The sequence below is a fragment of the Streptomyces sp. NPDC050759 genome, assembly GCF_044456945.1.
GTDB lineage: Bacteria > Actinomycetota > Actinomycetes > Streptomycetales > Streptomycetaceae > Streptomyces.
This window is the reverse complement of sequence record NZ_JBITGI010000020.1, coordinates 124305-147665: the sequence shown is the minus strand read 5'-3', so window position 1 is coordinate 147665 and position 23361 is coordinate 124305. Positions and strand designations below refer to the sequence as shown.

Annotated in this window: 27 protein-coding genes; 14 read left to right on the top strand and 13 right to left on the bottom strand. The window is 72.0% G+C overall.

Annotated elements, in window-relative coordinates; translation table 11 throughout:
• Positions 1-16 precede the first annotated feature (16 nt).
• Genes ACIBJB_RS40470 through ACIBJB_RS40455 form a run of 4 tightly spaced genes read left to right on the top strand, consistent with a single transcriptional unit; the run spans position 17 to position 2058 of the window.
• A complete protein-coding gene (locus tag ACIBJB_RS40470; RefSeq protein ID WP_398938707.1) occupies positions 17-223 on the top strand; it encodes a type II toxin-antitoxin system VapB family antitoxin in 207 nt (68 codons plus the stop codon).
• Positions 214-636 (top strand): PIN domain nuclease, encoded by a 423-nt coding sequence (locus ACIBJB_RS40465; RefSeq protein WP_398938705.1) that lies wholly within the window; start codon positions 214-216, stop codon positions 634-636. The genes ACIBJB_RS40470 and ACIBJB_RS40465 overlap by 10 nt, the downstream gene beginning before the upstream one ends.
• A gap of 51 nt (positions 637-687) precedes the next feature.
• The gene (locus ACIBJB_RS40460) at positions 688-1374 is read left to right on the top strand and encodes a class I SAM-dependent methyltransferase (protein ID WP_398938703.1); all 687 of its coding nucleotides are present in this window, start codon (positions 688-690) and stop codon (positions 1372-1374) included.
• A gap of 45 nt (positions 1375-1419) precedes the next feature.
• The gene (locus ACIBJB_RS40455) at positions 1420-2058 is read left to right on the top strand and encodes a dihydrofolate reductase family protein (protein ID WP_398938701.1); all 639 of its coding nucleotides are present in this window, start codon (positions 1420-1422) and stop codon (positions 2056-2058) included.
• 5 nt (positions 2059-2063) lie between these two features.
• On the opposite strand, the gene murQ is transcribed toward ACIBJB_RS40455, so the two are convergent.
• Both murQ and ACIBJB_RS40445 read right to left on the bottom strand, forming a co-directional pair.
• Positions 2064-2999 carry an N-acetylmuramic acid 6-phosphate etherase gene (murQ, locus tag ACIBJB_RS40450; protein ID WP_398938699.1) on the bottom strand — a complete coding sequence of 312 codons (936 nt, stop codon included), beginning with the start codon at positions 2997-2999 and terminating at the stop codon, positions 2064-2066.
• 34 nt (positions 3000-3033) lie between these two features.
• Positions 3034-3921: a MurR/RpiR family transcriptional regulator gene (locus tag ACIBJB_RS40445; RefSeq protein ID WP_398938697.1), complete on the bottom strand. Its 888-nt coding sequence runs from the start codon at positions 3919-3921 to the stop codon at positions 3034-3036.
• A gap of 55 nt (positions 3922-3976) precedes the next feature.
• On the opposite strand from ACIBJB_RS40445, the gene ACIBJB_RS40440 reads away from it, so the two are divergent.
• Positions 3977-4360, top strand: a complete 384-nt coding sequence (locus ACIBJB_RS40440) for a hypothetical protein (RefSeq protein ID WP_398938695.1) — start codon at positions 3977-3979, stop codon at positions 4358-4360.
• The gene (locus tag ACIBJB_RS40435; protein ID WP_069764921.1) at positions 4357-4617 is read left to right on the top strand and encodes a DUF4031 domain-containing protein; all 261 of its coding nucleotides are present in this window, start codon (positions 4357-4359) and stop codon (positions 4615-4617) included. The genes ACIBJB_RS40440 and ACIBJB_RS40435 overlap by 4 nt, the downstream gene beginning before the upstream one ends.
• Before the next feature lie 10 nt (positions 4618-4627).
• Here ACIBJB_RS40435 and ACIBJB_RS40430 read toward each other — a convergent pair whose 3' ends face one another.
• Positions 4628-5731 (bottom strand): GNAT family N-acetyltransferase, encoded by a 1104-nt coding sequence (locus tag ACIBJB_RS40430; RefSeq protein ID WP_398938693.1) that lies wholly within the window; start codon positions 5729-5731, stop codon positions 4628-4630.
• Positions 5732-5757: 26 nt separating this feature from the next.
• Positions 5758-6402: a hypothetical protein gene (locus ACIBJB_RS40425; RefSeq protein ID WP_398938691.1), complete on the bottom strand. Its 645-nt coding sequence runs from the start codon at positions 6400-6402 to the stop codon at positions 5758-5760.
• A 42-nt stretch (positions 6403-6444) separates the two neighbouring features.
• Here ACIBJB_RS40425 and ACIBJB_RS40420 point away from each other — a divergent pair, with 42 nt between their 5' ends.
• Together ACIBJB_RS40420 and ACIBJB_RS40415 are read left to right on the top strand one after the other, a co-directional pair.
• Entirely contained in the window at positions 6445-7122 is a 678-nt protein-coding gene (locus tag ACIBJB_RS40420; RefSeq protein ID WP_398938690.1) for a maleylpyruvate isomerase family mycothiol-dependent enzyme, read from the top strand.
• An 89-nt stretch (positions 7123-7211) separates the two neighbouring features.
• Complete coding sequence (locus ACIBJB_RS40415; RefSeq protein WP_398938688.1) at positions 7212-7904, top strand: copper homeostasis protein CutC; 693 nt, start codon at positions 7212-7214, stop codon at positions 7902-7904.
• Positions 7905-8095: 191 nt separating this feature from the next.
• Here ACIBJB_RS40415 and ACIBJB_RS40410 read toward each other — a convergent pair whose 3' ends face one another.
• Complete coding sequence (locus tag ACIBJB_RS40410; RefSeq protein ID WP_398938686.1) at positions 8096-10159, bottom strand: HelD family protein; 2064 nt, start codon at positions 10157-10159, stop codon at positions 8096-8098.
• Positions 10160-10457: 298 nt separating this feature from the next.
• Here ACIBJB_RS40410 and ACIBJB_RS40405 point away from each other — a divergent pair, with 298 nt between their 5' ends.
• Entirely contained in the window at positions 10458-10640 is a 183-nt protein-coding gene (locus tag ACIBJB_RS40405) for a hypothetical protein (protein WP_398938684.1), read from the top strand.
• A 15-nt stretch (positions 10641-10655) separates the two neighbouring features.
• On the opposite strand, the gene ACIBJB_RS40400 is transcribed toward ACIBJB_RS40405, so the two are convergent.
• Entirely contained in the window at positions 10656-12302 is a 1647-nt protein-coding gene (locus ACIBJB_RS40400; protein ID WP_398938681.1) for a DNA repair helicase XPB, read from the bottom strand.
• A gap of 138 nt (positions 12303-12440) precedes the next feature.
• Here ACIBJB_RS40400 and ACIBJB_RS40395 point away from each other — a divergent pair, with 138 nt between their 5' ends.
• A complete protein-coding gene (locus ACIBJB_RS40395; RefSeq protein ID WP_398938679.1) occupies positions 12441-12989 on the top strand; it encodes a hypothetical protein in 549 nt (182 codons plus the stop codon).
• Positions 12990-12992: 3 nt separating this feature from the next.
• On the opposite strand, the gene ACIBJB_RS40390 is transcribed toward ACIBJB_RS40395, so the two are convergent.
• Both ACIBJB_RS40390 and ACIBJB_RS40385 read right to left on the bottom strand, forming a co-directional pair.
• The gene (locus tag ACIBJB_RS40390) at positions 12993-13892 is read right to left on the bottom strand and encodes a UTP--glucose-1-phosphate uridylyltransferase (protein WP_398938677.1); all 900 of its coding nucleotides are present in this window, start codon (positions 13890-13892) and stop codon (positions 12993-12995) included.
• 134 nt (positions 13893-14026) lie between these two features.
• Positions 14027-16549, bottom strand: a complete 2523-nt coding sequence (locus ACIBJB_RS40385; RefSeq protein ID WP_398938675.1) for a helicase-associated domain-containing protein — start codon at positions 16547-16549, stop codon at positions 14027-14029.
• Positions 16550-16682: 133 nt separating this feature from the next.
• On the opposite strand from ACIBJB_RS40385, the gene ACIBJB_RS40380 reads away from it, so the two are divergent.
• Positions 16683-17741 carry a hypothetical protein gene (locus ACIBJB_RS40380; protein ID WP_398938673.1) on the top strand — a complete coding sequence of 353 codons (1059 nt, stop codon included), beginning with the start codon at positions 16683-16685 and terminating at the stop codon, positions 17739-17741.
• Between the two features lie 52 nt (positions 17742-17793).
• Entirely contained in the window at positions 17794-18438 is a 645-nt protein-coding gene (locus ACIBJB_RS40375) for an HAD family hydrolase (RefSeq protein WP_398938671.1), read from the top strand.
• On the opposite strand, the gene ACIBJB_RS40370 is transcribed toward ACIBJB_RS40375, so the two are convergent.
• Complete coding sequence (locus ACIBJB_RS40370; protein ID WP_398938669.1) at positions 18405-18665, bottom strand: hypothetical protein; 261 nt, start codon at positions 18663-18665, stop codon at positions 18405-18407. The two genes, ACIBJB_RS40375 and ACIBJB_RS40370, sit on opposite strands and share 34 nt — an antisense overlap.
• Positions 18666-18828: 163 nt before the next feature.
• On the opposite strand from ACIBJB_RS40370, the gene ACIBJB_RS40365 reads away from it, so the two are divergent.
• Together ACIBJB_RS40365 and ACIBJB_RS40360 are read left to right on the top strand one after the other, a co-directional pair.
• Positions 18829-19212, top strand: a complete 384-nt coding sequence (locus ACIBJB_RS40365) for a cold-shock protein (RefSeq protein WP_007382863.1) — start codon at positions 18829-18831, stop codon at positions 19210-19212.
• Entirely contained in the window at positions 19212-19670 is a 459-nt protein-coding gene (locus ACIBJB_RS40360; protein WP_398938667.1) for a hypothetical protein, read from the top strand. Before ACIBJB_RS40365 ends, ACIBJB_RS40360 begins: the two co-directional genes overlap by 1 nt.
• Here the strand turns inward: ACIBJB_RS40360 and ACIBJB_RS40355 are convergent.
• The 4 genes from ACIBJB_RS40355 to ACIBJB_RS40340 all read right to left on the bottom strand — a co-directional run bounded on the left by ACIBJB_RS40355 (position 19663) and on the right by ACIBJB_RS40340 (position 23170).
• Positions 19663-20511, bottom strand: a complete 849-nt coding sequence (locus ACIBJB_RS40355; RefSeq protein ID WP_398938665.1) for a 1,4-dihydroxy-6-naphthoate synthase — start codon at positions 20509-20511, stop codon at positions 19663-19665. The two genes, ACIBJB_RS40360 and ACIBJB_RS40355, sit on opposite strands and share 8 nt — an antisense overlap.
• Complete coding sequence (locus ACIBJB_RS40350) at positions 20501-21166, bottom strand: futalosine hydrolase (RefSeq protein ID WP_398938663.1); 666 nt, start codon at positions 21164-21166, stop codon at positions 20501-20503. Before ACIBJB_RS40350 ends, ACIBJB_RS40355 begins: the two co-directional genes overlap by 11 nt.
• Positions 21167-21185: 19 nt before the next feature.
• Entirely contained in the window at positions 21186-21689 is a 504-nt protein-coding gene (locus ACIBJB_RS40345) for a hypothetical protein (RefSeq protein WP_398938661.1), read from the bottom strand.
• 71 nt (positions 21690-21760) lie between these two features.
• On the bottom strand, positions 21761-23170 hold the full coding sequence (locus tag ACIBJB_RS40340) for an MFS transporter (RefSeq protein WP_398938659.1): 1410 nt from the start codon (positions 23168-23170) through the stop codon (positions 21761-21763).
• Between the last annotated feature and the right edge of the window lie 191 nt (positions 23171-23361).

Below are 23361 nucleotides of genomic sequence, written 5' to 3'. Positions count from 1 at the left end.
ATGCCTGGAGGTGGCGATGTCACGCACCATGATCGACCTTGATGATGTGCTTCTGGCTGAGGCCGCCGAAATACTGGGCACGACGACCAAGCGGGCCACGATCAACGGCGCTCTGGCGGAGTTCGTGGCCGCGGCCAAGCGGCGGCGCTTCATGGAGATGCTGGACGAGGGCCATTTCGACGACCTCGCCGACCCGGAAGTGATGGCGGGTGCATGGCGCTAGCGAAGTACCTGGTCGACAAGAGTGTCTGGGCACGGGCCCGGCATCCCGCCGTCAGGGCGGTCCTCGGACCTCTTGTCGAAGGAGGTCTGATCGCGACCTGCGCTGTGATCGATCTGGAGATCCTCTACAGCGCCCGGAACGCGGAGAGCCATGCCGCAGGACGCTCGGTTCGCCGCGGGTTCGAGTGGTTGCCGCTGACGGACGAGATCGGTACGCGGGCCGTCGAGGTTCAGGCGCTGCTGGCCGAGAAGGGACACCATAGGGCGGCCTCGGTGCCGGATCTGTTGATCGCCGCCACCGCCGAACGCCACAAGGTCACCGTTCTTCACTACGACGCGGACTTCGACACCATCACCGCGGTGACCGGGCAGCCCACGGAGTGGGTTGTTCCGCGAGGGAAGGCCGACGGCTGATCTTGATGAAGCGGTCGCGCCCGGACAGCTCGCCCCTGCTGAACTGACCCCATGACGATCCTCAGCCCCCGAGTTCTCCGAGCCCTCGCCCGCTTCAACGACGCCCACCCCTGGTCCCACAACGCCCACTTCCACCCTTGGCTGCTACGGCAGTTGCCCCCGCGCTACGACCGCGCCCTCGACGTCGGCTGCGGTGCCGGAGATCTCGTACGGCTGCTGGCGACCCGCGCGACACATGTGCACGGCATCGACAGTGACGAGCGAATCATCGGCAAGGCACGGGAGTTGACCGATCCCGGCCTTCCCGTCACCTTCTCCGTCGCGGACGGGCTGTCGTACGACGTGGGTGCCCCCTACGACGTCATCACCTGCGTCGCCGTACTCCACCATCTCCCCCTGACCGAGACCCTCGTCCGCTTCCGGCAGCAGTTGGCCCCCGGCGGCACCCTGGTGATCGTCGGGCTGACGCGAGAAGACACCCGCGTCCAGACACTCCTCGGCCTCGGGTCCGTTCCGCTCAACCTGGTCACCGGTTGGGTCAAGAACAGGGGACGTACGGCACCACGGCGCCCCGTCGCGATGACCGCCCCGACCCGACCGGCGGACGTCCCCTACACCGAGTTCGCCCGCGAGGTCCGCCGTATCCTCCCCGGCGCCCGGCTGAGGCGGCGGCTCTTCTGGCGCTGCACCCTCGTCTGGAAAAAGGTGCGCGGGGATGTCGATCCAGGCACGCTCTGAACGACGCAGAGGTGAGAGCACGGCACCACACGAGAGGTGAAGGACATGCCCAAGGTCCGGGTACACAACGTGACGATCTCCCTCGACGGCTTCATGGCCGGTCCGAACCAGCGCCTGGACGCCCCGTTCGGCGACGGCGTCGGCTGGGGCGACGAGCTGCACAGCTGGTTCATCTCCGCGTCGCAGGACGCGGCCGCGGGGAAGTCCGGGATCGATGTCGACTACTTCGTCCGCGGTGATCAGAACATCGGCGCCACGATCATGGGGCGGAACATGTTCGGCCCGCAGCGTGGGCCGTGGGAGGACGAGTCCTGGCAGGGCTGGTGGGGCGACAACCCGCCGTACCACCACGATGTCTTCGTCCACACCCACCATCTGCGCCCGGCACTGGAGATGGAGGGCGGGACCACCTTCCACTTCACCGACGAGCCGCCGGAGACGGTCCTTCAGCGTGCCTTCGACGCCGCGGACGGCAAGGACGTCCGGATCGGCGGCGGGGCGGCGGTCATCCGGCAGTACCTGCGCGCCCGGCTGATCGACGAACTCCACCTGGTGATCGCGCCGCTCCTCATCGGACGCGGGGAGCGGCCGCTCGACGACCTGGGCGACGGGATCGACGGCTACCGGGTGTCCGAAATGGTCAGCTCACCGAACGTCACCCACGCGATCCTCGTCCGCAGCTGAGCCTGCTAGCGGGCCGTCGCCGCCAGTGCCGCGCGCAGGTGGCCGTCGGACTCCTCCAGGAGCCGGGCCGCCGTGGGGCCGTCCACGTCGGCCAGGATGGTCAGGATCGCGTTCTTCACCTCGCCGTCGGTGGCGGCCAGGGCGCGCTCGACCTCCTCGTCGTCGGCGCCGGTGGCGAGGGCGACGATACGGCGGGAGCGGGCGCGCAGCTTCTCGTTGGAGGCGCGGACGTCGACCATCAGGTTTCCGTAGGTCTTGCCGAGGCGGATCATCGTGATCGTCGACAGCATGTTGAGGACGAGCTTCTGGGCCGTGCCCGCCTTGAGACGGGTCGAGCCGGTGAGCAGCTCGGGGCCGACGACCACCTCGATGCCGTGATCGGCGGCCGCGGCGAGCGCGCTGTCCGCGTTGCAGGACAGGCCGACCGTCAACGCCCCCTGTGCGCGGGCGTGTTCCACCGCTGCGATGGCGTACGGGGTACGGCCGGACGCGGACACCCCGACCACCGTGTCCACGGCCGTCACCGCGAGCCCGTCGAGGTCGGCCCGCGCAAGCTCCGCCGAGTCCTCCGCCCCCTCCACGGAGGTGACCATGGCCTCGGGGCCGCCCGCGATCAGGCCCACGACCTGGGTGGGGTCGGTGTTGAAGGTCGGCGGACACTCGGAGGCGTCCAGCACACCGAGGCGTCCCGCGGTGCCCGCACCGGCGTAGATCAGCCGACCGCCCCGGGCCATCCGGTCGGCGATCGCGTCGATGGCGGCGGCGATCTGCGGCAGACGCCGGGACACCGCGGCGGCCACGGAGGCGTCCTCGCCGTTCATCAGCCGGGCGATGTCGAGGGTCGGCAACTGATCGATGTCGGCCAGCTCCGGCCGAAAGGCCTCGGTGGTGAGCGACTCCAACGCGGCACGCAGCTCACGGGAAGAGGACGTGGAGGTCATGGCGGTGACTCTTTCAGAGTTGCGTTCCGATCGACTATCGACGATGCCGGTGCGCCAGCGCCTCGTAAGACGCGGCCAGCGCCGGCGCCGCCGTCTCGTACGTCCGCTGCGCCACCCCCACGAACAGACAGTCCACCACCAGCAGCTGACTCGTCCGCGAGGACATCGCGGCCGGCCGCAGCTCACTCTCCCGGGCCGTGGACGTCGTCAGCACATGGTCGGCGTACTGCGTCACCGCCCCGCCCGGCCGCCCGGTGATGGCGACGGTCGTGGCCCCGTGCTCGAAGGCGACGCGCAGCGGCTCGATGACGTCCCCGGTCGCCCCGGAGTGCGTGATCGCGATCGCCACGTCGCCCGACCGCAACTGCACGGCGTTCGTCACGGCGAGATGCGGGTCGCTGTGCGCCTGGGCTATCAGTCCTATCCGCAGCAGCTTCTGGGTGAGGTCCTGGGCGACGAGACCGGAGGCCCCCACGCCGTACACGTCGATCCGCCGCGCCGAGGCCGTCGCGGCGACCGCCGCCCCCAGTTGCACGGTGTCGAGCCCGGCCGCCGTGTCCGCGAGGGTCTGCTGTTCGTCGTAGGCGAGTTTGGCGACCACGTCGGCGAGGGAGTCGTCCACCGCGATGTCCGTGGTGATCGCGGGTGCCCGCCCGGACTGCTGCTGCGCGGCCAGCCCGGCGAGGGCGAGCCGCAGGTCGCGGTACCCGGGATACCCCAGCAGCCGGGCCGTCCGCACGACGGTCGCCTCGCTGGTCCCGGTCAGTTCCGCGAGGCCGGTGACGGTGAGCGCCGCGCACCCCGCGGGGTCCTTCGCGACGGCCTCGGCGACCCGCTGCATGGAGCGTGTCATGGACGGACCCAGCGTGCGCACCTTGGCGGCGAGGGCGCCGCCGAAAATTTCCTTCACTTCCTGGGTCACGTATGAAAGATATTTTCGGCTCGGGCCCGTGGTCAAGAGCGCGCACAATGGCACCATGGAGTCCATCGATCGACTGGAACAGATCCTGCACACGGCCCGCGCCCTCGTACTCGCCGACCTGGCCGCCGGTGAGGTCGCCGCCGCGGACGTGGTGTCGATGGTCGAGGACTCCGTCGTACAGCGGCGCTGGTGGGTGGAGCAGTGGCCCGAGGGTGCGGCATTCGTGGCGGGCCTGGTCGCCCAGGACGTCCAGGACGCCCTTCTCGAGCGGTACGGCCGCTGGCCCCTGTGCCCGGTGTGCGGCTCCGGCGACCCGCACGCCCTGGACGTCGAGCCGGAGCTCGGCCCCGACCCGCACTGGGTGTGCCACAAGGCGGGTGTGAAGATCGCGGCGGTCGGCTCGCTCGGGACCGCGGCGGGCGGGACCCCGTCCTCGTGACCGTCTACATCGACCCACCCACCTGGCCGGGACACGGCCGCATGTGGTCCCACCTCGTCAGCGACGTCTCCTTCGACGAACTGCACGCCTTCGCCGACGAGCTGGGCGTCCCGAGGCGCGCCTTCGAACGCGACCACTACGACATACCGTCGCACCGGTACGCGGACGTCGTGGCGGCCGGCGCGGTGGAGGTCAGCAGCCGCGAGGTGGTGCGGCTGCTCACGGGGGCGGGACTGCGGCGGCCCAAAGGCCGTTGACCGAAGGCCGTTAACCGGCCCGACCGGGCAGCACGTACAGCCGGAGCCCCGGTTCCGCCTCCCCGTACGCCTGTTCCTCCTCCACCGTCGCCCGGACGTACCCGGCCCGGGCGATCACCCGCTGCGAGGCGGCGTTGTCGGACGCGGTCGTGGCGCAGAGGCTGCGGACGTCGTCGCGGGCCAGGGCCCAGTCGCTGAGGGCGCGCAGGGCCTCCGTGGCGTAGCCCTGGCCTCGGGCGCTTTCGGCGAGGTCGTAGCCGACCTCCGCGCGGCCGTCCTCGTCGGGGGCGCCGTGGAAGCCCATGCCGCCGATCGCGCGGCCGTCCTCCCGTCGTACGAGGGCGAAGAGGCCGAACTCCGGGCGGTGGACGCCGGCTTCGTAGGCCTTGATGGTCATGCCGGCGGCCTCGCGGGTGCCCTCGAAGGGGCCGTCCTCGACCCACTCGAAGTCACCGTCGCCGCCCGCGGCCAGCTCGGCGGCGGAGGCGGGGGTGACGCCCTGGAGGGTGAGGCGTTCGGTGGCCAGGACGAGGTTGTTGCTCCAGCGCCACTGTGTGCGCGGGGCGCGGCCGGGCAGGTCGCCGCGGCCGGTGGCCCACAGGAGGGTGCGCCAGGGGTCGGTGCCCGGCTGGACCTCGGGGAAGATCCGCGTGAGGACGTGTTCGGGGAGGTGGGTGGGGGGTTCGTACGGCAGGCCCAGGCCGTCCGCGATGTCGTACGTGTGCAGCAGCACCTCGGCGATGCCCATCGCGGCGAAGCCCGTGCGGTTCGCGCTGCGGAAGGGGTACGGGTGGAAGGCGCGGACCTCGCGCGGGGTGGCGCGGATCGTCGCGGCGAAGAGGGTGCCGGCCGTCTCGATCACCTGGAGGGCGCCCTCGGCGTCCGTGTCGTCCTCGAGGTGGATCTCGAAGGGGACGTACCTGTCCTGCGGGCGGCCCGCCAACTGCCCCGCGTACGCGATCAGATCGCTCGCGATGTGCTCGGCCGTCTTCAGACAGCTCCACTCCGTCCGGCCGGCCCGTACCGTCCCCCAGTCCCGGTCCACCGCCGCCCGCAGCGCCGCCACCGCGTCCGCGACGGCCTCCGTCACCCGTTCCGCGCCCATGTCTGCCATGCGGGCAGGCTAAGGCGCCGGGCGCCTCAGAGCGACAGCATTTCCAGCTCCGAGGTGAGGTTGTAACGGGCCGTGGCCTCCCATTCCCGTTCCCCGTACGGCGTCCTGAACAGCCGGGGCAGATCGAGTAGTTGGCGCAGGATCGCGGAGCGGCCCTCGCGGAAGGCGTCGGTCGGGACGAAGCCGTACTCCTCGCGTACGGCGGCCGTGTAGGCGGCGTAGGCGGAGGGCGGGGCGGCGAGGATCGCGAGGTCGGCGTCGCAGAGGACCTGGCCGTTGCGGTCGTCGTCGGCGGGATCGTGGGCGGTGGTGAGGCGGACGAGGCGGGCCACCTCGGCCGTGCCTTCCTGGGAGAGCCCGGCCTCGGGGAGGGCGCGTTCGGCCAGTCGGGCGGAGCGTTCCTCGTTCTCCGAGCGGTCCGGGAGGTAGACGGCGTCGTGGAACCAGGCCGCCAGCCGCACCAGGTGCGGGTCGTCCGCGTACTCCTCCAGCACGTCGACGTGGTCGAGGACCGCCGTCAGGTGGTGGACGGTGTGATACCGGCGCTGCGGCTCCTGCCAGCGGGTGAGCAGGTTGTCGGCGTACGGCGCCGGGTCGGGTCCATCGGCCCCGGGACGGGCCCGCTCCAGGGCATGGGCGAAACGGTCGCGGAGGTCGTCGAGATCGGCCATGGCCTCATTGTCCCGCGCGGCGGCCCCTGGCAGTTTGACCCCATGACCACAGACATGACTGCGGACGCCGTACGCGACCCCGATCTCCCCGGCCGCCTCCTGACCACCGAGCGCGACGCCCTGATCCCCCTCCTGCGCTCCCGCCCGGACGCCGATTTCGCGCTGCCGACGCGGGCGTGTCCGGGGTGGAGCGTGCGGGACGTGCTGGCGCACTGTTCGTCCGCGCTGACGCGGGTGGTGGAGGACCGGTTCGAGAAGGGGGTCTTCTCGCCCGAGTCGAACGACCGGGACATCGCCGAGCGCGCGGACCGGACGAACCAGCAGATCGTGGACGAGCTGGAGCGCGGGATGACGGAGGCCGGCCCGGTGATCGCCGCGGCCGGTGGGGTGCTGGACATCCTGGCGCTGGGGGAATGGGTGCACGCGGGGGACGTACGGGACGTCCTCGGGGAGCCGGGGGCGTACGCGGGTCCCGGTCTCCCGGACGCCCTCGCCCTGCTGGCCCGTACCACCCGGGAACGCGGCCACCTCCCGCTCCATGCCGACGTCGACGACCTGGACGAGCCGCTCCGCCTGGGCGATGTGGCCGGTGACCGCACTCCGGCGCGGTACATCGGGGACGCGGCGACCCTCGTACGGCTGTACTCGGGGCGTCCGGTGGAGGGGAGGGCGTACGAGCTCGCGGGGGCGGAGGCGAAGGAGCTGAACATCTTCGGCTGAGACGCGCTGGTGAGGGGGACCACGGAGCGGCGTATTCTGGAATTGGACTAGACCTGTAGCCGCCCGAGACCGTCGACGAATGGGGTCCCATGAGCAAGCGTGCAGTCCTGGAGGTGATCGCCCTGGACGCCGAGGACGCGATCGCCGCCCAGGCCGGAGGCGCGGACCGGCTGGAACTCGTGACCGACATGACGGCGGACGGCCTGACGCCGACGGTCTCGACGGCCGCCGCGATCCGGGCCGCCGTGGACATCCCGGTGCGGGTGATGCTGCGGCTGTCGGACGGGTTCGGGGCCGGAGATGTCTCGCGCGTGGTCCGGGCGGCACGGGAGGTGCGGGGCGCTGGGGCCGAGGAGTTCGTGCTCGGCTTCCTGGACGCGGGCGGTGACGTGGATCTGGCGGCGGTGGAGCAGGTCGTCGGGGCGCTGGACGGGTGCCGCTGGACGTTCCACCGGGCCATCGACCATGCCGCCGACCGGGACGCGCTGCGGAAACAGCTGGCCGATCTGCCGGGCCTGGACACCTACCTCACCGCGGGCTCCGCGGCAGGCGTCGACGAGGGGCTGCCGGTACTCCTCGCGGAGGCGTCGAGGGCGGGGGAGCCGGGGTACGAACAGCAGCTCCTGGTGGGTGGCGGTCTACGACTTGACCATGTGCCGAGGCTGCGGGCGGCGGGCATCGACGCCTTCCACATCGGCGGGGCGGCGAGGCCGGAGGGCTGGCAGGCACCGGTTTCGGCGGACGCGGTAAGGGAGTGGCGCCAAGTCCTGGACGAGGGCTGAGCTGAACTCCCCAGGGGTGCGGGGCCGTGTCGATGTGCGGCTCCGCCGCGCCGGCGCGACCAGCCCCGCCACCTGCAATCGGTGAACAGCAGGACGCGGCGCCCTAGTCGGCGAGCGCCGCGGGCAACGGCGCCGCCTGCGTCACAATCAGCCCCCGCCCCCGCAATCGGTGAACAGCAGGACGCGGCGCCCTAGTCGGCGAGCTGCGCCGGCAGCGGCGCCGCGTGCGTGACGATCAGGCCCGACACCGCTCGGGTCAGCGCCACGTACAGCCGGCGCAGGCCCGTGCGTTCGTCCGGTTCGCCGTCCACCACCGCCTGCGGCTCGTCCAGGACGACGTAGTCGTACTCGAGGCCCTTGGCGAGGGACGCCGGGACCAGGGTCAGACGGGTTTCGGCCGTCGTCTCCTCGCCGGGGGCCAGGTGGCCGATGCCGGCCGCGGTCAGCGCCGCCGCCAGCTCCGGGACGCGGGCGTCGGCGGCGATCAGACCGGTCGAGCCCTCGTTGCGCAGCAACTCCTCGCACGCGGCGACCACTTGGTCCGCGGTCTCCACCGGGCGGACATCGAAGAAGCCCGGGTTCTCCCGGACCGACGCGACCGGGGTCAGGCCCGGCGCGATGTGCGGGAGGAGGCGGGAGGCGTACGTGATGACGTCCGTCGGCACGCGGAAACCCGCCGTCAGCTCCTCGATCACGCCGTCGGTTTTGCCCAGGTGGGCCAGCGCCTCGTCCCAACTCCGCGTCGCCCACGGCGTGGTGCCCTGCGCGAGGTCGCCGAGGACGGTCGCCGAACCGGTGGAGCAGCGGCGGCCGACCGCGCGGTACTGCATGGGGGACAGGTCCTGCGCCTCGTCCAGGACCACATGCCCGAGGGAGTGCGTACGCTCCACGATGTCCGTCGCCTCGTCGATCAACACCGCGTCCGCGGCGGACCACTTGGCCGACTTCACGCCCCGGACGGGCTTCGCCCACAGGATCGTCTTCTGCTCGTCCTCGTCGAGGATCCCCTCCGCGTGTGCGGCGAGGAAGTCCGCGTCCGTCAGCAGCCGGAGCACCAGCTTCGCCGGATCCACCGGCGGCCAGATCGCCTTCACCGCCGCCTTCACAGCCGGGTTGCGGGCCACCGCGTCCTGCACGCGGTCGTCCGGCGCCTCCCCGGACCGCTCCATCTGGACCAGCACGGCGTGCGCGATGCGCTGTGGGAGCGCCTCGCGGGCGGCGCCGTACCGGATACCCCGGTCGAGCAACTCCCGGACGATCTCCTCGATCTCGTACGCCGGGACCCGCCACCTGCGCGACCCGCGGACGACCATCACCGGCTCGGCGGGCATGGTCACGTGCGAGTAGACGGCCCGCTTGAGCACCTCCGCCATCCTCGCGTCGCCCTTGAGGACGGCGGCGGCCGTGTCATCGGTGCCGCGCACCTGAAGGCCCGCCGCCACCAGGTCGTCGACGGTCGCCTGCTTCACCGTCAACTCGCCCAGGGCGGGCAGCACTTGCTCGATGTAGTGCAGGAAGGACCTGTTCGGCCCGATGACGAGGGTGCCGGTGCGGGCGAGCCGCTCGCGATGGGCGTAGAGCAGATACGCGACCCGGTGCAGACCGACGGCGGTCTTCCCGGTACCCGGACCTCCCTGGACGCAGACCGTGCCGCCGAGACCGGACCGTACGATCTCGTCCTGCTCGGGCTGGATGGTCGCGACGATGTCGCGCATCGGGCCGACGCGCGGGCGCTCGATCTCCTGCTGGAGCAGCTTGCTTGTGGTCGCGGCCTCGGCGGGGTCGGAGAGGTGCTCGTCCTCGTACGCCGTGATCTCGCCGCGCGTGTAGCCGAAACGGCGGCGCAGCCCGACGTCCATCGGGTCCTTCTTGGACGCCCGGTAGAACGGCTGCGAGACCGGCGCCCGCCAGTCGATCACCATCGGGTCGCCGTCGTGGTCGTGGACGTGCCGGCGGCCGATGTAGAAGCGCTCGCCGTCCGCGCCCTCGGCCCGGTCGGCGCCGGGGGAGTGCAGGTAGTCGAGGCGGCCGAAGAAGAGGGGGGTGTCGCTGAGGTCGGCCAGCGACTTGATGCGCTCGCCGATCTGGCGGGCCAGGACCTCGGCGTTGACCCAGTTCGCGGTGACGTCCTTGATGTCCAGCGACTCGGCGTCCTCACGCATGGCGCGCAGTGCGGCACGGGAGCCGGCGAGATGGGAACGTTCGCGGGCGAGGGGGTCGTCGGCTACGGGCACGGGCGTGGACGGCCTGGACAAGGGGGTGCCTCCGAAGGTGCTGCGGGCCGCGTGGTGGGATGCCGACCGGTTTCCGTCCGGGCGGCGGCACTCCGTGAGGGAGGCGGGCAAGAGCGGAGAGCTTAGAGCAGGCCTCCGGCAGGACGCCAACCGTTTTTCCTCCGCCGGCCGTCCTCGAACCCCCTTCCGGCCGTCCCCCTAGGGGATCGCCCCTGCGTCCAGTGGGGGAGGCTCCACCCCCGGGGGGTACTCAGGTAGCACAGGAAGTGGCTACCTGGGACCGATGCCCTGCTTATGCCTCGAAAGCCACTATGGAGGCATGAGCGCAGCGACCTTCACCCCAGCCCCCGGTCGCCCGTCCGGGGCGACCCCCGTCTCCGGTACCCACAGCACCCACCGCCTGGGCAACGCCCTCCGGGCGATCCGCGTCCTCGCAGGCGCCGCCTTCGATGTCGTCATACTCGGCGAGTACGGCGAGGAAGCCGGCGTCCGCCGCCGCTGAGCAGACGGCGCCGGTTCAGGCCCCGTCCGCCAGCAACTCGTCCGCGTCCACGATCCGATAGGCGTACCCCTGCTCCGCCAGGAACCGCTGGCGGTGGGCGGCGAAGTCCTGGTCGATCGTGTCGCGGGCGACGACGGAGTAGAAGTGCGCCTGGTGGCCGTCCGCCTTCGGGCGCAGTACCCGCCCCAGCCGCTGCGCCTCCTCCTGCCGTGATCCGAACGTGCCCGAGACCTGGATGGCGACCGTCGCCTCCGGCAGGTCGATCGAGAAGTTCGCGACCTTCGACACCACCAGCACGCTGATCTCGCCCTGCCGGAAGGCTTCGAAGAGCTTCTCGCGCTGGGCGTTGGAGGTCTCGCCCTTGATGACAGGAGCGTCCAGATGCTCGCCGAGTTCGTCGAGCTGGTCGATGTACTGGCCGATCACCAGGATCTGCTGGCCCGCGAACCGCCGCACCAGAGCCTCCGTGACCTTCCGCTTCGTCGCGGTCGTGGCACAGAAGCGGTACTTCTCCTCCTGCTCGGCGGTGGCGTAGGCGAGCCGCTCGGAGTCGGTGAGGTTCACCCGCACCTCGACACAGTCGGCCGGCGCGATGTACCCCTGCGCCTCGATCTCCTTCCACGGCGCGTCGAACCGCTTGGGCCCGATGAGGGAGAAGACGTCAGACTCCCGCCCGTCCTCGCGCACGAGGGTCGCGGTCAGCCCGAGTCTGCGCCGGGCCTGGAGGTCGGCGGTGAACTTGAAGACGGGCGCCGGCAGCAGGTGCACCTCGTCGTAGACGATGAGCCCCCAGTCCCGGGAGTCGAAGAGCTCCAGGTGCGGGTAGACGCCCTTCCGCCGGGTCGTCAGCACCTGGTACGTGGCGATGGTGACCGGCCGGATCTCCTTGCGCGTCCCGCTGTACTCGCCGATCTCGTCCTCGGTCAGGGAGGTCCGCTTCACGAGCTCGTGCTTCCACTGCCGGGCCGAGACGGTGTTGGTGACGAGGATCAGCGTGGTCGACTTGGCCTGCGCCATGGACCCGGCGCCGACGAGGGTTTTGCCCGCACCGCAGGGGAGCACCACGACCCCGCTTCCGCCGTGCCAGAAGTTCTCCACGGCCTGCTTCTGGTAGGGCCTGAGCGCCCACCCGTCCTCGGCCAGCTCGATCGGGTGCGCCTCGCCGTCGACGTACCCCGCGAGGTCCTCGGCGGGCCAGCCCAGCTTCAGCAGCGTCTGCTTGATCTGCCCGCGCTCGGAGGGGTGCACGGCCACGGTGTCCGGGTCGAGCCGCGCCCCCACCAGCGGGATGATCCGCTTCGAGCGCAGGATCTCCTCCAGCACCGGCCGGTCGGTGGTGGTGAGCACGAGCCCGTGCGCGGGGTGCTTGCTGAGCGTGAGGCGCCCGTAGCGGTCCATCGTCTCGGCGACGTCGACGAGCAGGGCGTGCGGCACCGGATACCGGCTGTACTGCACCAGCGCGTCGACCACCTGCTCGGCGTCGTGCCCGGCGGCCCGCGCGTTCCACAGCCCCAGCGGCGTCACCCGGTAGGTGTGGATGTGCTCGGGCGCCCGCTCCAGCTCCGCGAACGGCGCGATGGCCCGACGGCACTCGTCGGCCTGCTCGTGATCGACTTCGAGCAGCAGGGTCTTGTCGGACTGGACGATGAGAGGACCGTTCACGTACATGCATCCTTCCGCACGGGCCAAACGTCCAGTGTGCCTCAACCTGGGGCGATCAAGGGAGCTCGGCGGCGTGCAACCCCGGCCCCCGCTCGGGTGTCTTGACTGACGGGAGTGGGGCGAGGAGGACGTATGGGGATGTCTGCGGGCAGATGGGTGGTCGGTGGGGGAGCGGTCGCGGTGCTGGTGGCGACGGGTGCCTACGTGATGTCACCGGCGGCCGACGTCGACACGCGGCTGTGGGGCGAGGTCCGGCCGGTGATCGAGGCCCGGCTCGCGTCCGACGCGCGCGGCAGCGGTTACGGCGAGACGTTGCCTGCCCTCAAGGCACGCTGGTTCTGCCGGGCGGAGGCGCTCGGTCTCCAGCAGCAGGGGGACGACGTGCGGGCGGACGTCACCACGCTGTGCGTGGAGTACGGCGTGCACGACGACACCCTGGTGGAGTGCAGCGCCGGGCAGGTCCCGCAGGTGGTGCGGCTGGAGCGGGACGGTACGGCCGCCGGCGGCTACCGGGTCGTGTCCCGTGAGGAGGCCCCCGACGGTGCCGGGAACGCCCGGTGGACGAGGGACCGCTTCGGGATCGTCGGTGCCTCGCTCGCGCGGGAATCGATGTCCTCCGGCGCGCTGGAGGCCGAGGCCCGCACCCACTTCGGCCTGCCCGCGGGCGGCGCCGTCGTGGACTGCTGACCGTCAGGGCCGGTCCTCGGCGAGCTCGGCCAGCCGGCGCAGATGGGGGCCGTACTCGGGGTCGGCGAGCGCGGCGGCGAACTGGGCCGTGAGGTAGGCCAGCGGATTGCCGGTGTCGTACCAGCGGCCCTGGATGACCTGTCCGTAGACGGCCTTGCTGCTCGCATAGGCGTTGATGGCGTCTGTGAGGTAGATCTCGCCGGTCCGGTGCTCGTACCAGCGCTCGGTCTGGCTGCGCAGCTCCTCGATGATGCCGGGGGTGATGACATAGCCGCCGATGGCCGCGTAGGCGGAGGGCGCGTCCTGCGGCTTGGGCTTCTCGACCAGGCCGGTGATGCGCAGCAGCCCGTCTCCGAGGTCCTCCTTGACCCGGGGCACGCCGTAGCGCTGCGAGTCGGCCGGGTCCATCGGCAGCAGGGCGAGGACCGGGCAGCTGGTCGCCTCGTAGGCGCGGATCAGCTGCTGGGCGCGCGGGACCTCGGCCACGAAGACGTCGTCGGGCCACAGGACCAGGATCGGCTCGTCGCCGACGTTGCGCGCGGCGTTGAGGACGGGGGTGCCGTTGCCGTACGGGCCGTGCTGGTCGAGGTAGGTGATGTGCCCGAGCCGGGAGAGCTCGCCGACCTCCTCCACGGCGTCCGCGTAGGCCGTCTTGCCGTCCGTCCGCAGCTGCGCGACGAGGGTCGGGTTGGGGCGGAAGTGGTCCTGGATCAGGCCCTTGCCGCCGGAGACGACGATGGTGATGTCGGTGATGCCGGACGCCACGAGTTCCCGGACGGTGTGCTCGATGACCGGCTTGTCGCCGACCGGCAGCATCTCCTTCGGGGTCGCCTTCGTCAGGGGCAGGAGACGGGATCCCAGCCCCGCCGCGGGGATGACCGCCCTGCGGATCGTCGTTGCCATGAAATCCCCTTCGCCGAAGACACCGAATGTGCCGAAGACACCGCGTGTGCCGGACACACCGCGTGTGCCGGACACGCGGTCCTGTCCAGGAGACGTTTCCCATCCGCCCGCCCGGGAAGCGCCGGTTTCGAGCCCTACGCCTCGTCCGCCAGTTCCGCCACCCCGGTCACCCGGTGCAGCGGATACGTGCGGACCTCGTCCGCGGTGTGGTCGTAGGCCGTGACGAAGCCGCCCTCGACGCGCACGGGGGCGATGAGGCGCTGGCTGGCGGCGCCCTCGGCGTTGACGTAGCCGATCCACAGGGCCTCGCCGGTGAGGACGGCGGCCTGCATGGTGGCGAGGGTCTCGGCGGAGTTGGTGCGGGGCAGCTCGCCGCCGGCGGGCGGGGGCCGGTCGGTCTGTCTGCGCGGGGTCGTCGAGGCCAGGTCACCTGCCCGGATCGCCCGGATCGCGGCCGACAGGAGCGTCGCGTCGGGGATCGGCGGGCCGTCCGGGACGGGTTCGGGGGCCGTGCGGGGCGGGGTGCGGTGGGCGTGGGCGCGGGTGATCAGGACGTCGCCCTCCGCGGACTCGGCGGCCGGGGCGAAGCCCATCGCGCGCAGGCCGTCAAGGAGTGCCGCCGGATCGGCCTGCGCGGCCAGCACCGTCGGGGCCAGGCGGCGCAGGCGCAGGCCCGCGGCGCGCTTGTCGGCGAGGATCTCGTTGAGGACGGCGTCGTCGTCGCAGCGGACGTAGGCGGAGGCCGCGCCGATCCTGAGGTGGCCGTGCCGGCGCGCCACGTCGTCGATGAGGTACGTCAGCGGCTGCGGCACCGGCGTCCGGGCGTGCGCGGCGAGGAAGGCGTGCAGGTCGGAGGCGGACTGGCCGGCGTCCAGAGCGCGGCGTACCGAGCCGGGGGTGAAGCGGTAGACCGTCGCCCCGCCCTTCGACTCCACGTCGGCCAGCACGTCCAGCACCTCGGCCAACGACCGCTGCAACGGGCCCGGGGCCACCGCCGTCAGGTCGGCCTGCAGCAGGACGTGGTCCAGCGGCTCGGGCAGCAGCGGCGCGAGCAGCCGGGCGGCCGCGGCGGACGCGGTGGCCTGCTCGGCGGGGGAGAGGGGCTCCACGGGGGTGGAGCGATGGTGCACGGGCAGCTTGTCCCCGGGGCCGCGCGGTGCCTGGTCCGGCGTCTTCGGCGCGGTCGCGCCCAGCAGCGCCCGCCCGTGCCCCGACAGCGCCCCCCGTCCCGTCACGCCCAGCAGCTCCGCCTCCGCCAGCGTCCACTCGGCGAGCCGGGAGCGCAGGTCGTCCTCGCGCTGCGGCCCCCGCAGCGGACGCTCCCAGCGCAGCCGGGCCAGCACCGACTCCTTCGACGGCGACGCCCCTTCCGGCAGCCCCGCCAGCAGCGTCAGCACCCGGTGGCGTACCTCCGGCGCCGCGCTGCGGTCGAGTCCCGGGCCCAGCGTCGACAGCGTGCGTTCCTTCGCGTCCCGGCCGCCGACCAGGCCGGACACCCGCGTCGCCGTCAGCCACGCCTCCGCCAGCCGGGTCCAGCGCTGTGCCGCGGGCTGCTCCAGCCACTCGTCGTGGGCCGGGGTCGCCGCGTACCGTTCGTCGGCCTCGCCGTCGGAGGCCAGCAGGCCCGCCGCGTACGCCAGCTCGACCCAGAACGCGGCGACCGGTTCCGCCACGTCCAGGGCGACGGCCGTGCGCTTGAGGTCGCGGACGCTGAGGCCGCCCGCCCGCAGCACCGCGGGCCCGCCCTCGTCCCAGTCCTTCAGCAGCTCCTCGACGGTCGCGAGCGCGGTGTACGCCTGCCCGGCCGCCGTCGCGTCCACCACCTGTGGACGGTGCGTCGCCGCCGGCTCCACGGCCGGCGGCAGCGGCTCCACCGCGCGGTGCGCACGGCCGCCGCGCAGATGCAGGGCAACTTCCCGCGGGAGTACGACCGTCCCGGGCGCCGTCGGCACCAGCAGCCCCAGGTCGAGCAGGCGCCGCAGATGGGCCGCCGGCTCGGCGGTGACCTGGCCGTACGGCGGGCCCCACACCAGCCGGGTGAGCACCTCCCGCGACTCCTCCGGGAGCCCCGCGAGCAGCGCGGACATCCGCTTCCGGTCGGTGAACAGGGCCGTCAGCGACGCCACCGCCGACACCGAGTCGTGGGTAGAGCCGAGCCCCGTCGCCGTCACGATGTCCTGGATGCGGCCCGGCGACATCCCCGCCGTGGCCTCCTGCACGGTCGGCCCGAGCCCGGTCGGCGACGGATGCTGCGGCGAGGGCGCGAGCAGTTCACGGGCGGTGCGCACCAGCCGCAGCCGGTCGTCGTCGCCCCACACCAGGGCCTGCTCCCGCAGGGTGGCGAGGGCGCGGGGGAGCGCCGCCGAGACGGCCGGGTCGCCGCCGTCGCCGGTCAGCAGCGCCAGCAGTTCCTCGTACGGCGCCGGGTCCGCGGCCACCGCCAGCGCCTCCGCCGTCTGCAGCGCGAAACGGTCCAGCCGCTCCAGCGCCCGCACCACCGACGCCCGCGTCCCGGCCCGGGTCGCGAGCTGGGTGAGGTCCGTGGGCACGGGGGTGATGAGGTCGGGGCGGGCACGCAGAAGCGCGGCCAGGGAGGCGTCGTCCCTGGCCCGGAGCGCTTCCGCGAGGGAGCGCGGCGGTACGGCCGGGTTGCTCATCCGACCAACGGTAGCGGGTTGCCCGCGGCGGCCCGACCGGGCAGGTGCGGTCGGCGGAGGTACGCGTCCCCGGGGGCGGTGCGCTAGTTTCGTCCCACGGGAGAGCCAACGCACCAACCCCGGAGGGGACTTCGTGGGTATCGAGAGCGACCAGGTCGTCTACGAGTATCTGAGCCGCGTCGGAGACGTCGCGCAGCAGCGGCAGTTGCCGTCGTCCACCCGGATGAGACTCGTCTCGGAGCTGCGCAACGAGATCGACCGGCGGCGCGCCAAGGTCACCGTGGACTCGCCCGCCGCCGTCCGCCGGATCATCGCCAGGCTGGGCAGCCCCGACGAGGTGGTCACCGCCGCCGGAGGCACGGCGGGCAGTGCCCCGCAGGCGCCGGTCGTCTCCATGCCCGTACAGCGGGACCGGGAGCCGGAGGAGACCGAGCGGCCCAAGGGGCTGCGCAAGGTCGTCCCCCGGCCGCGCCCCGGGACCCCGCCGCGGCCCGCCCCGGCCGCCGACCGCGACACGTCCCACGGGCCCCATCTGGCCGGCCTGGACGAGCTCGGCGACAGTGCGGCGCAGCCCGACTGGTGGCGGGTGGACAGCAGTCCCTTCGGTGTCGGCGACAGCGTGCCGGGCTTCGTGGGCGGAGTGGAGATCCCGGAGCTGCTGAAGCCCCCGCCGCCCAAGGAGGAGACCACACCCGAGCCCGCGCCGGCTGTCGAGCAGGTGGCGCAGGCGCCGGTGGTGAAGGCCCGTACGGCCTGGTGGAGGCCGAAGACGGTCACCAAGGCCGCGGAACCGGTCGTCGAGGCCGTCCCGGCCCGCCGGCGCCCCTTCTTCCGGTCCGCTGGCTCCGGAGGCGGGGGCTGGAGCAACCCCCTCCTCCTGCTCGCCGCCGCCGCGCTCGTCGCCGGTGCCGTGCTCGGCAACCTCCTCGTCCTGATCGTCGGCTGGCTCATCGCCTGGGCCTCGCGCCGGCTGACCGACACCGAGACCAAATGGGCCGTCGTGATCCTGCCCGGCCTCTCACTGACCGCGGGGCTCGTCTGGCTGTGGGGCAGGAACGAGGGCCGCTGGGGCGAGCCCATCGCCCAGGGCCACATGAACGACGCGATCTCCGAGACGTGGCCATGGGTGGTGCGGGGCGCGGCCGTGGCGTCGGCGCTGTTCCTGGTGTGGCGCTCGCAGCGGCAGCGGTAGGCCGCGGAAATCCGGTGTCCGCGCGCCCCTCCGCCCGGGCACAATGGCCCATATGGCCTCTACAAGCATCACCGCCCCGACCGTCGGCTTCGACCTCGACATGACGCTCATCGACTCCCGCCCCGGCATCCACGCCTGCTGGGTGGAGCTGTCGGAGCGGACGGGGATGTACGTCGACGCCGACCTGGTGGTCACGCGGCTCGGGCCGCCGCTGGAGGAGGAGATGGCGTACTGGTTCCCGGCGGACCGCATCCCGGCCATGTCGGGCCTGTACCGCGAGCTCTACCCGTCGTACGCCATCACCGGCACCCTGGCGATGGCCGGCGCCCGCGAGGCCATAGGCGCCGTACAGGCGGCCGGCGGGCGGGCGATCGTCGTGACGGCCAAGTGGGAGCCCAACGCCAAGCTGCACATGGAGCACCTGGGCATGGAGCCGGACGCGGTGATCGGCAACCTGTGGGCCGAGCAGAAGGGCGAGGCGCTGCGCGAGCACGGCGCGAGCGTGTACGTCGGCGACCACACCGGCGATGTGCGCGGGGCGCGGATCGCCGAGGCGCTCTCGGTCGCGGTGCCCACGGGACCGTGCACCGCCGAGGACCTGAGCGAGGCCGGCGCCGATGTCGTCCTCGGAGATCTCACCGAGTTCCCGGGGTGGTTTTCGGACTACCGTGCGGGCTGTCGGCCGGCCCGCGCCTGACGCCTTCCCGCCGCGACCGATTGCAGCACGCCCGCACCGGCCACCAGGAAACCGACGGCCATGAGCATGCTCAATCCGAACATGTACGTCGGAAAAGGCGTCGTTCCGAGCAGGAACGGGGCCACGGTGACCAGAGTGGCCACCGCACCGATGAAGAAGACGATGGCTCCGGCACGGATCAGACGGTCACCGGGAGCGGCGGAATTCGGTTGGGTTTTGTCACGCACCGGACCAGGGTAGTTCCCTGCGCGAAGGAACAACCGGGCGACGTCTTGTCACCGGCCTGAAGACCATTAGCCTGGGAACCGGCGGGTCCCGACGACCCGCCCCAGTGCTATCAAGAGCCGTTTCAGAAGCAGTTTTCCGACGAGTACGAGGACGAGGACAGACGTGCCTACCGGCAAGGTCAAATGGTTCAACAGTGAGAAGGGCTTCGGCTTTCTCTCCCGCGACGACGGCGGTGACGTCTTCGTCCATTCCTCCGTCCTCCCTGCCGGAGTCGAGACGCTGAAGCCCGGACAGCGGGTGGAGTTCGGGGTGGTCGCCGGGCAGCGCGGTGACCAGGCCCTTTCGGTGGCCATCCTCGACCCGACCCCCTCGGTCGCGGCGGCGACGCGCAAGAAGCCGGACGAACTGGCCTCCATCGTCCAGGATCTGACGACCCTTCTGGAGAACATCACGCCGATGCTGGAGCGCGGCCGCTACCCCGACAAGGCCGCCGGCGGGAAGATCGCCGGTCTCCTGCGAGCGGTCGCCGACCAACTCGACGTGTAGTGAGCGGGACAGCGGCCGAGGCACCGTCCCCGCAGCTGCTGGAGCACATCCGGCGGCAGCGGCGCCACACCCTGGAACTGCTCACGGTGTGCGCGGTGGGGCTGGTCCCGTGGACGATCCTGCTGGCGTTCACGCTGCCCAGCGGCTACACGGTCCGCCAGTGGCGTACCACCTGGGTCGGCTTCGACGTCCTGCTCCTGCTGGCGATGGCCGCCACGGCCCTGCTCGGCTGGCGCCGCCACCGGGGGGTCGTGGTGGCGGCCGTGTCGACGGGTGCCCTGCTGGTCTGCGACGCGTGGTTCGACGTGTCGCTGGCCCTGGGCACCCCGGACGTCTGGTGGTCGGCGGCCTTGGCGGTGTGCGTGGAACTGCCGCTCGCCGGCTTCCTGATCCACCGGGTCCTGGGAATGCTGAAACTGGCCCAATGGCCGAGCGCCCCGCGGGAACGCGTCAGGTGAACGACAACGCGTCGGGCCCCAGAGCGGGCACCAGACCTTCCGCGGCCGCCCGGGTCAGGAGCCCCCGAATCGCCGCATATCCGTCTTCCCCGAGGTCCGCGGTGAACTCGTTGACGTACAAACCAATGTGCTGGTCGGCGACAGCGGGATCCATCTCCTGCGCATGTTCCATGACATAAGGCCGGGAAATCTCGGGCGCGTCCCAGGCGGCCCGCACGGACGTACGGATGGACTCGGCGAGCGACTGAAGCCTCTCGGTGCCGAGAGCGCGCTTGGCGATGATCGCCCCCAACGGAATCGGCAATCCCGTCGTCGACTCCCAGTGCTCGCCCATGTCCGCGAGCTTGTGCAGCCCGTAGTTCTGATACGTGAACCGCGCCTCGTGAATGACCAGCCCCGCGTCCACGCGACCGTCCCGCACGGCCGGCATGATCTCGTGGAACGGCAGCACGACGATCTCCCCGACCCCGCCCTCGAGGACGTCCGCCGCCCACAGCCGGAACAGCAGATACGCCGTCGACCGCTCGGACGGTACGGCGACGGTACGGCCGGTGAGCTCCACGTCGGCCTCCCGCGTCAGCACCAGCGGCCCGCACCCGCGCCCCAGCGCACCCCCGCAGGGCAGCAGCGCGTACTCGTCGAGGACGTACGGCAGCACGGCGTACGACACCTTCAGCACATCGAACTCACCGCGCTCCGCCATCCCGTTGGTGATGTCGATGTCGGCGAAGGTCACGTCCAGCGAAGGCGCCCCCGGCACCCGGCCATGGGCCAGCGCGTCGAACACGAAGGTGTCGTTCGGGCAGGGTGAGTACGCGATCTGCAGCGGCTCAGTCGTCATGGTGGTTCCAACCCTCCAGTACGGGTGTCAGCTTCCCGAACCCCTCCGTCAGGGCCGCGAGCGCGTCGCCGATCCGCCAGGCGGCCCGGTCGCGCGGACCGACCGGGTTGGAGACGGCGCGGATCTCCAGCACGGGCACCCCGTGCGCCCCGGCCGCCTCGGCGACCCCGAAGCCCTCCATGGCCTCGGCGAGCGCGGTGGGATGGCGTTCCCTCAGGGCGGTTGCGCGGGCGGCCGTACCGGTCACCGTGGAGACGGTGAGCACGGCTCCGGCCCGGCCGCCGGTCGCGGCCACGGCGGCCCGTACGAGTGCTTCGGGCGGACGGTGGGTGACGACCCCGAACCCCAGCTCGGTCACCGGCACAAATCCCTCGGCGGTCTCGGCCCCGAGGTCGGCCGCGGTGATCTCGTCGGCGACGACGAGCGAACCGACCGGCGCGTGCGGCAGAAACCCGCCGGCGATCCCGGCGGAGACGACGAGGCCGTAGGGAGCACCCGCCACGGCGGCCATGGTCAGCGCGGTGGCGGTGGAGGCGGCGGCGAGAGCGGGCCCGACCCCCACGGCGACGACGTCGACGGCCGACACCGTGCCCTCGAACGCGCGGGCCACCGCGTCCCGTTCGACCGGGACGGCGGTGGCCACGAGGATGCGCATCAGCCAGGGCTCCGACGGATCAGTAGTCGGCGTTCTCCAGCTTGAAGTTCCACACGCCCTTGTGATCCTTGCTCTGGCCCGAGGTCGTCTTGTCCTGCTCGACGATGCTGATGTACAGCGTCTTCTGCGGGGCCTGGCCCTGCTGCTGGGCGAAGAGGTCGACGCCGTCGAAGGCGTAGTACGACTTCTTGTACACGTAGGTCATCTGCTGGCCGTTGATCCACAGGGCCCAGCCGGTGTCCGCGATCTTCTGGTCGACGCCGACGCGCAGGGTCTCGCTCTGGGGGACCTTGATCGTCTTGGCGTCGCCCTTCTCCAGGGCGCACTTGGCGGCCTTCGCCTGGCCGAGGTCGTTGCCGTCGTCGTAGCAGACGGCCTCGGAGCTCACCGAGGTCGAACCGACCGTGACGGTGACGCGCGGCGTCGGCTTGTCGCAGGCCGACAGGACGAGCAGTCCGGCGGAAACGAGGCCGGCGGCGGCGACTGCACGGCGGCGTCGCACATCGGATTGCAGCGTGGTCATGGCGGAAGGCTATCTGGCACGTCCTACGGTCCTCTTATGCGGGGTACGGCGTGCCGTGCGTCGGGGCCGGGTTAGGCCACTCGCGCCTTGGGCGCGCTGCCGTGCCGTGCCGAGCTGAGCAGCCCCTTCGCGGTGGCCAGCCAGCCCGCGGCGACGACCGCGGCGGCCACGGACAGGCCCAGGTAGCCGTTGAGCGGCATCACGATGCCGACCGCGCCGCCGAACACCCAGGACACCTGGAGCATCGTCTCGGAGCGGGCGAACGCCGAGGTGCGGACGAGTTCCGGCACGTCCCGCTGGATCAGCGCGTCCAGGGACAGCTTGGACAGGGCCTGGGAGAATCCGGCGACGGCCGTCAGACACGCCACCAGGAACGCCCCGAAGAAGATCGCCGCCGTGATCGCCGCGCCCAGCACGAACGCCACCACCGTGAGGATGATGATCTCCGGCGCTCTCGAGCGCAGCCAGGCCCCGACCGCCGTACCGAGCGCGTTGCCCACGCCCGCCGACACGGCCACCAGGCCCAGGGAGACCGCCGCGCTCTCGCCGGTCAGCGGATGCTCGCGCAGCAGGAAGGCGAGGAAGAAAGTGAGGAAGCCGGAGAGCCAGCGCAGGGCGGCGTTGGCGCCGAGGGCGTGGGTGACGGCGGTGCCGACCGTGCGCAGCCCCGGCCGCTTGAGGGGCTTGAGGTGCGGACCGTGCAGATGTTCCTCGTCGGCGGCGAGCAGCGCCACGTCCTCGCCCTTGGCCGAGTCGACCTTCGGCGGCAGGGAGAAGGACAGGAACGTACCGGCGATGAAGATCACGAAGGCGCCGTAGAGCGGCCAGCGCGGTCCGACGGCCTGGAGCCCCGCGCCGATCGGGGCCGCGATACCGGTGGCGAGGAGGCCGCCGAGCGTGACGCGGGAGTTGGCCTTGACGAGGGAGAAGCGGGGCGGGAGCAGCCGGGGCACGACCGCGCTTCTGACGACGCCGTACGCCTTGGAGGCCACCAGTACGCCCAGAGCCGCCGGATACAGCTCCAGGCTGCCCGTGGCGACCGCCCCGGCGATGATCAGCGCGAGCATCGCCCGGGCGAGCATCGCGCCCGCCATGGCGGCACGGCGGCCGTGCGGGAGGCGGTCCAGGAGCGGGCCGATCACGGGCGCGAGGACCGTGAAGGGCGCCATGGTGATGGCGAGGTAGAGCGCGACACGCCCACGGGCCTCGTCGGTCGGCACGGAGAAGAACACGGTCGAGGCGAGCGCGACGGTGATCATCACGTCACCCGCGCCGTTGACGGCGTGCAGTTCGATCAGCTTGCCGAGGCCGGACTCGCCCGCCCCGTGCGCGTGGGTCGCCTTGCGGATCCCCCGGGCCGTACCGGTGAACGGGAAGTGCAGGGCACGCCCGACGGCACGGACGGGCCCTGTCATCTGGGTAATCCGGCCCGAACCGCCACCGACTCCGGTGGCTCCCTGGGGTGTCCTCGCGGCTGCCACCCCGTCATAGTGCCCCGAGAAAGCTGTGAGTAGTGCGGTTACCGCGCGTATGAACGCATATGAAGCGCCACCGGAGGCAACGGATCATCACGTCGGTGTAGGCCGGGCGGCGGCGAGCAGGTAGCGTGCGTAGCGCGCCGTGGCGAACGTTCTCGGCCGCGCGCCTCTCTGACATCCCGCAGAATGGATAG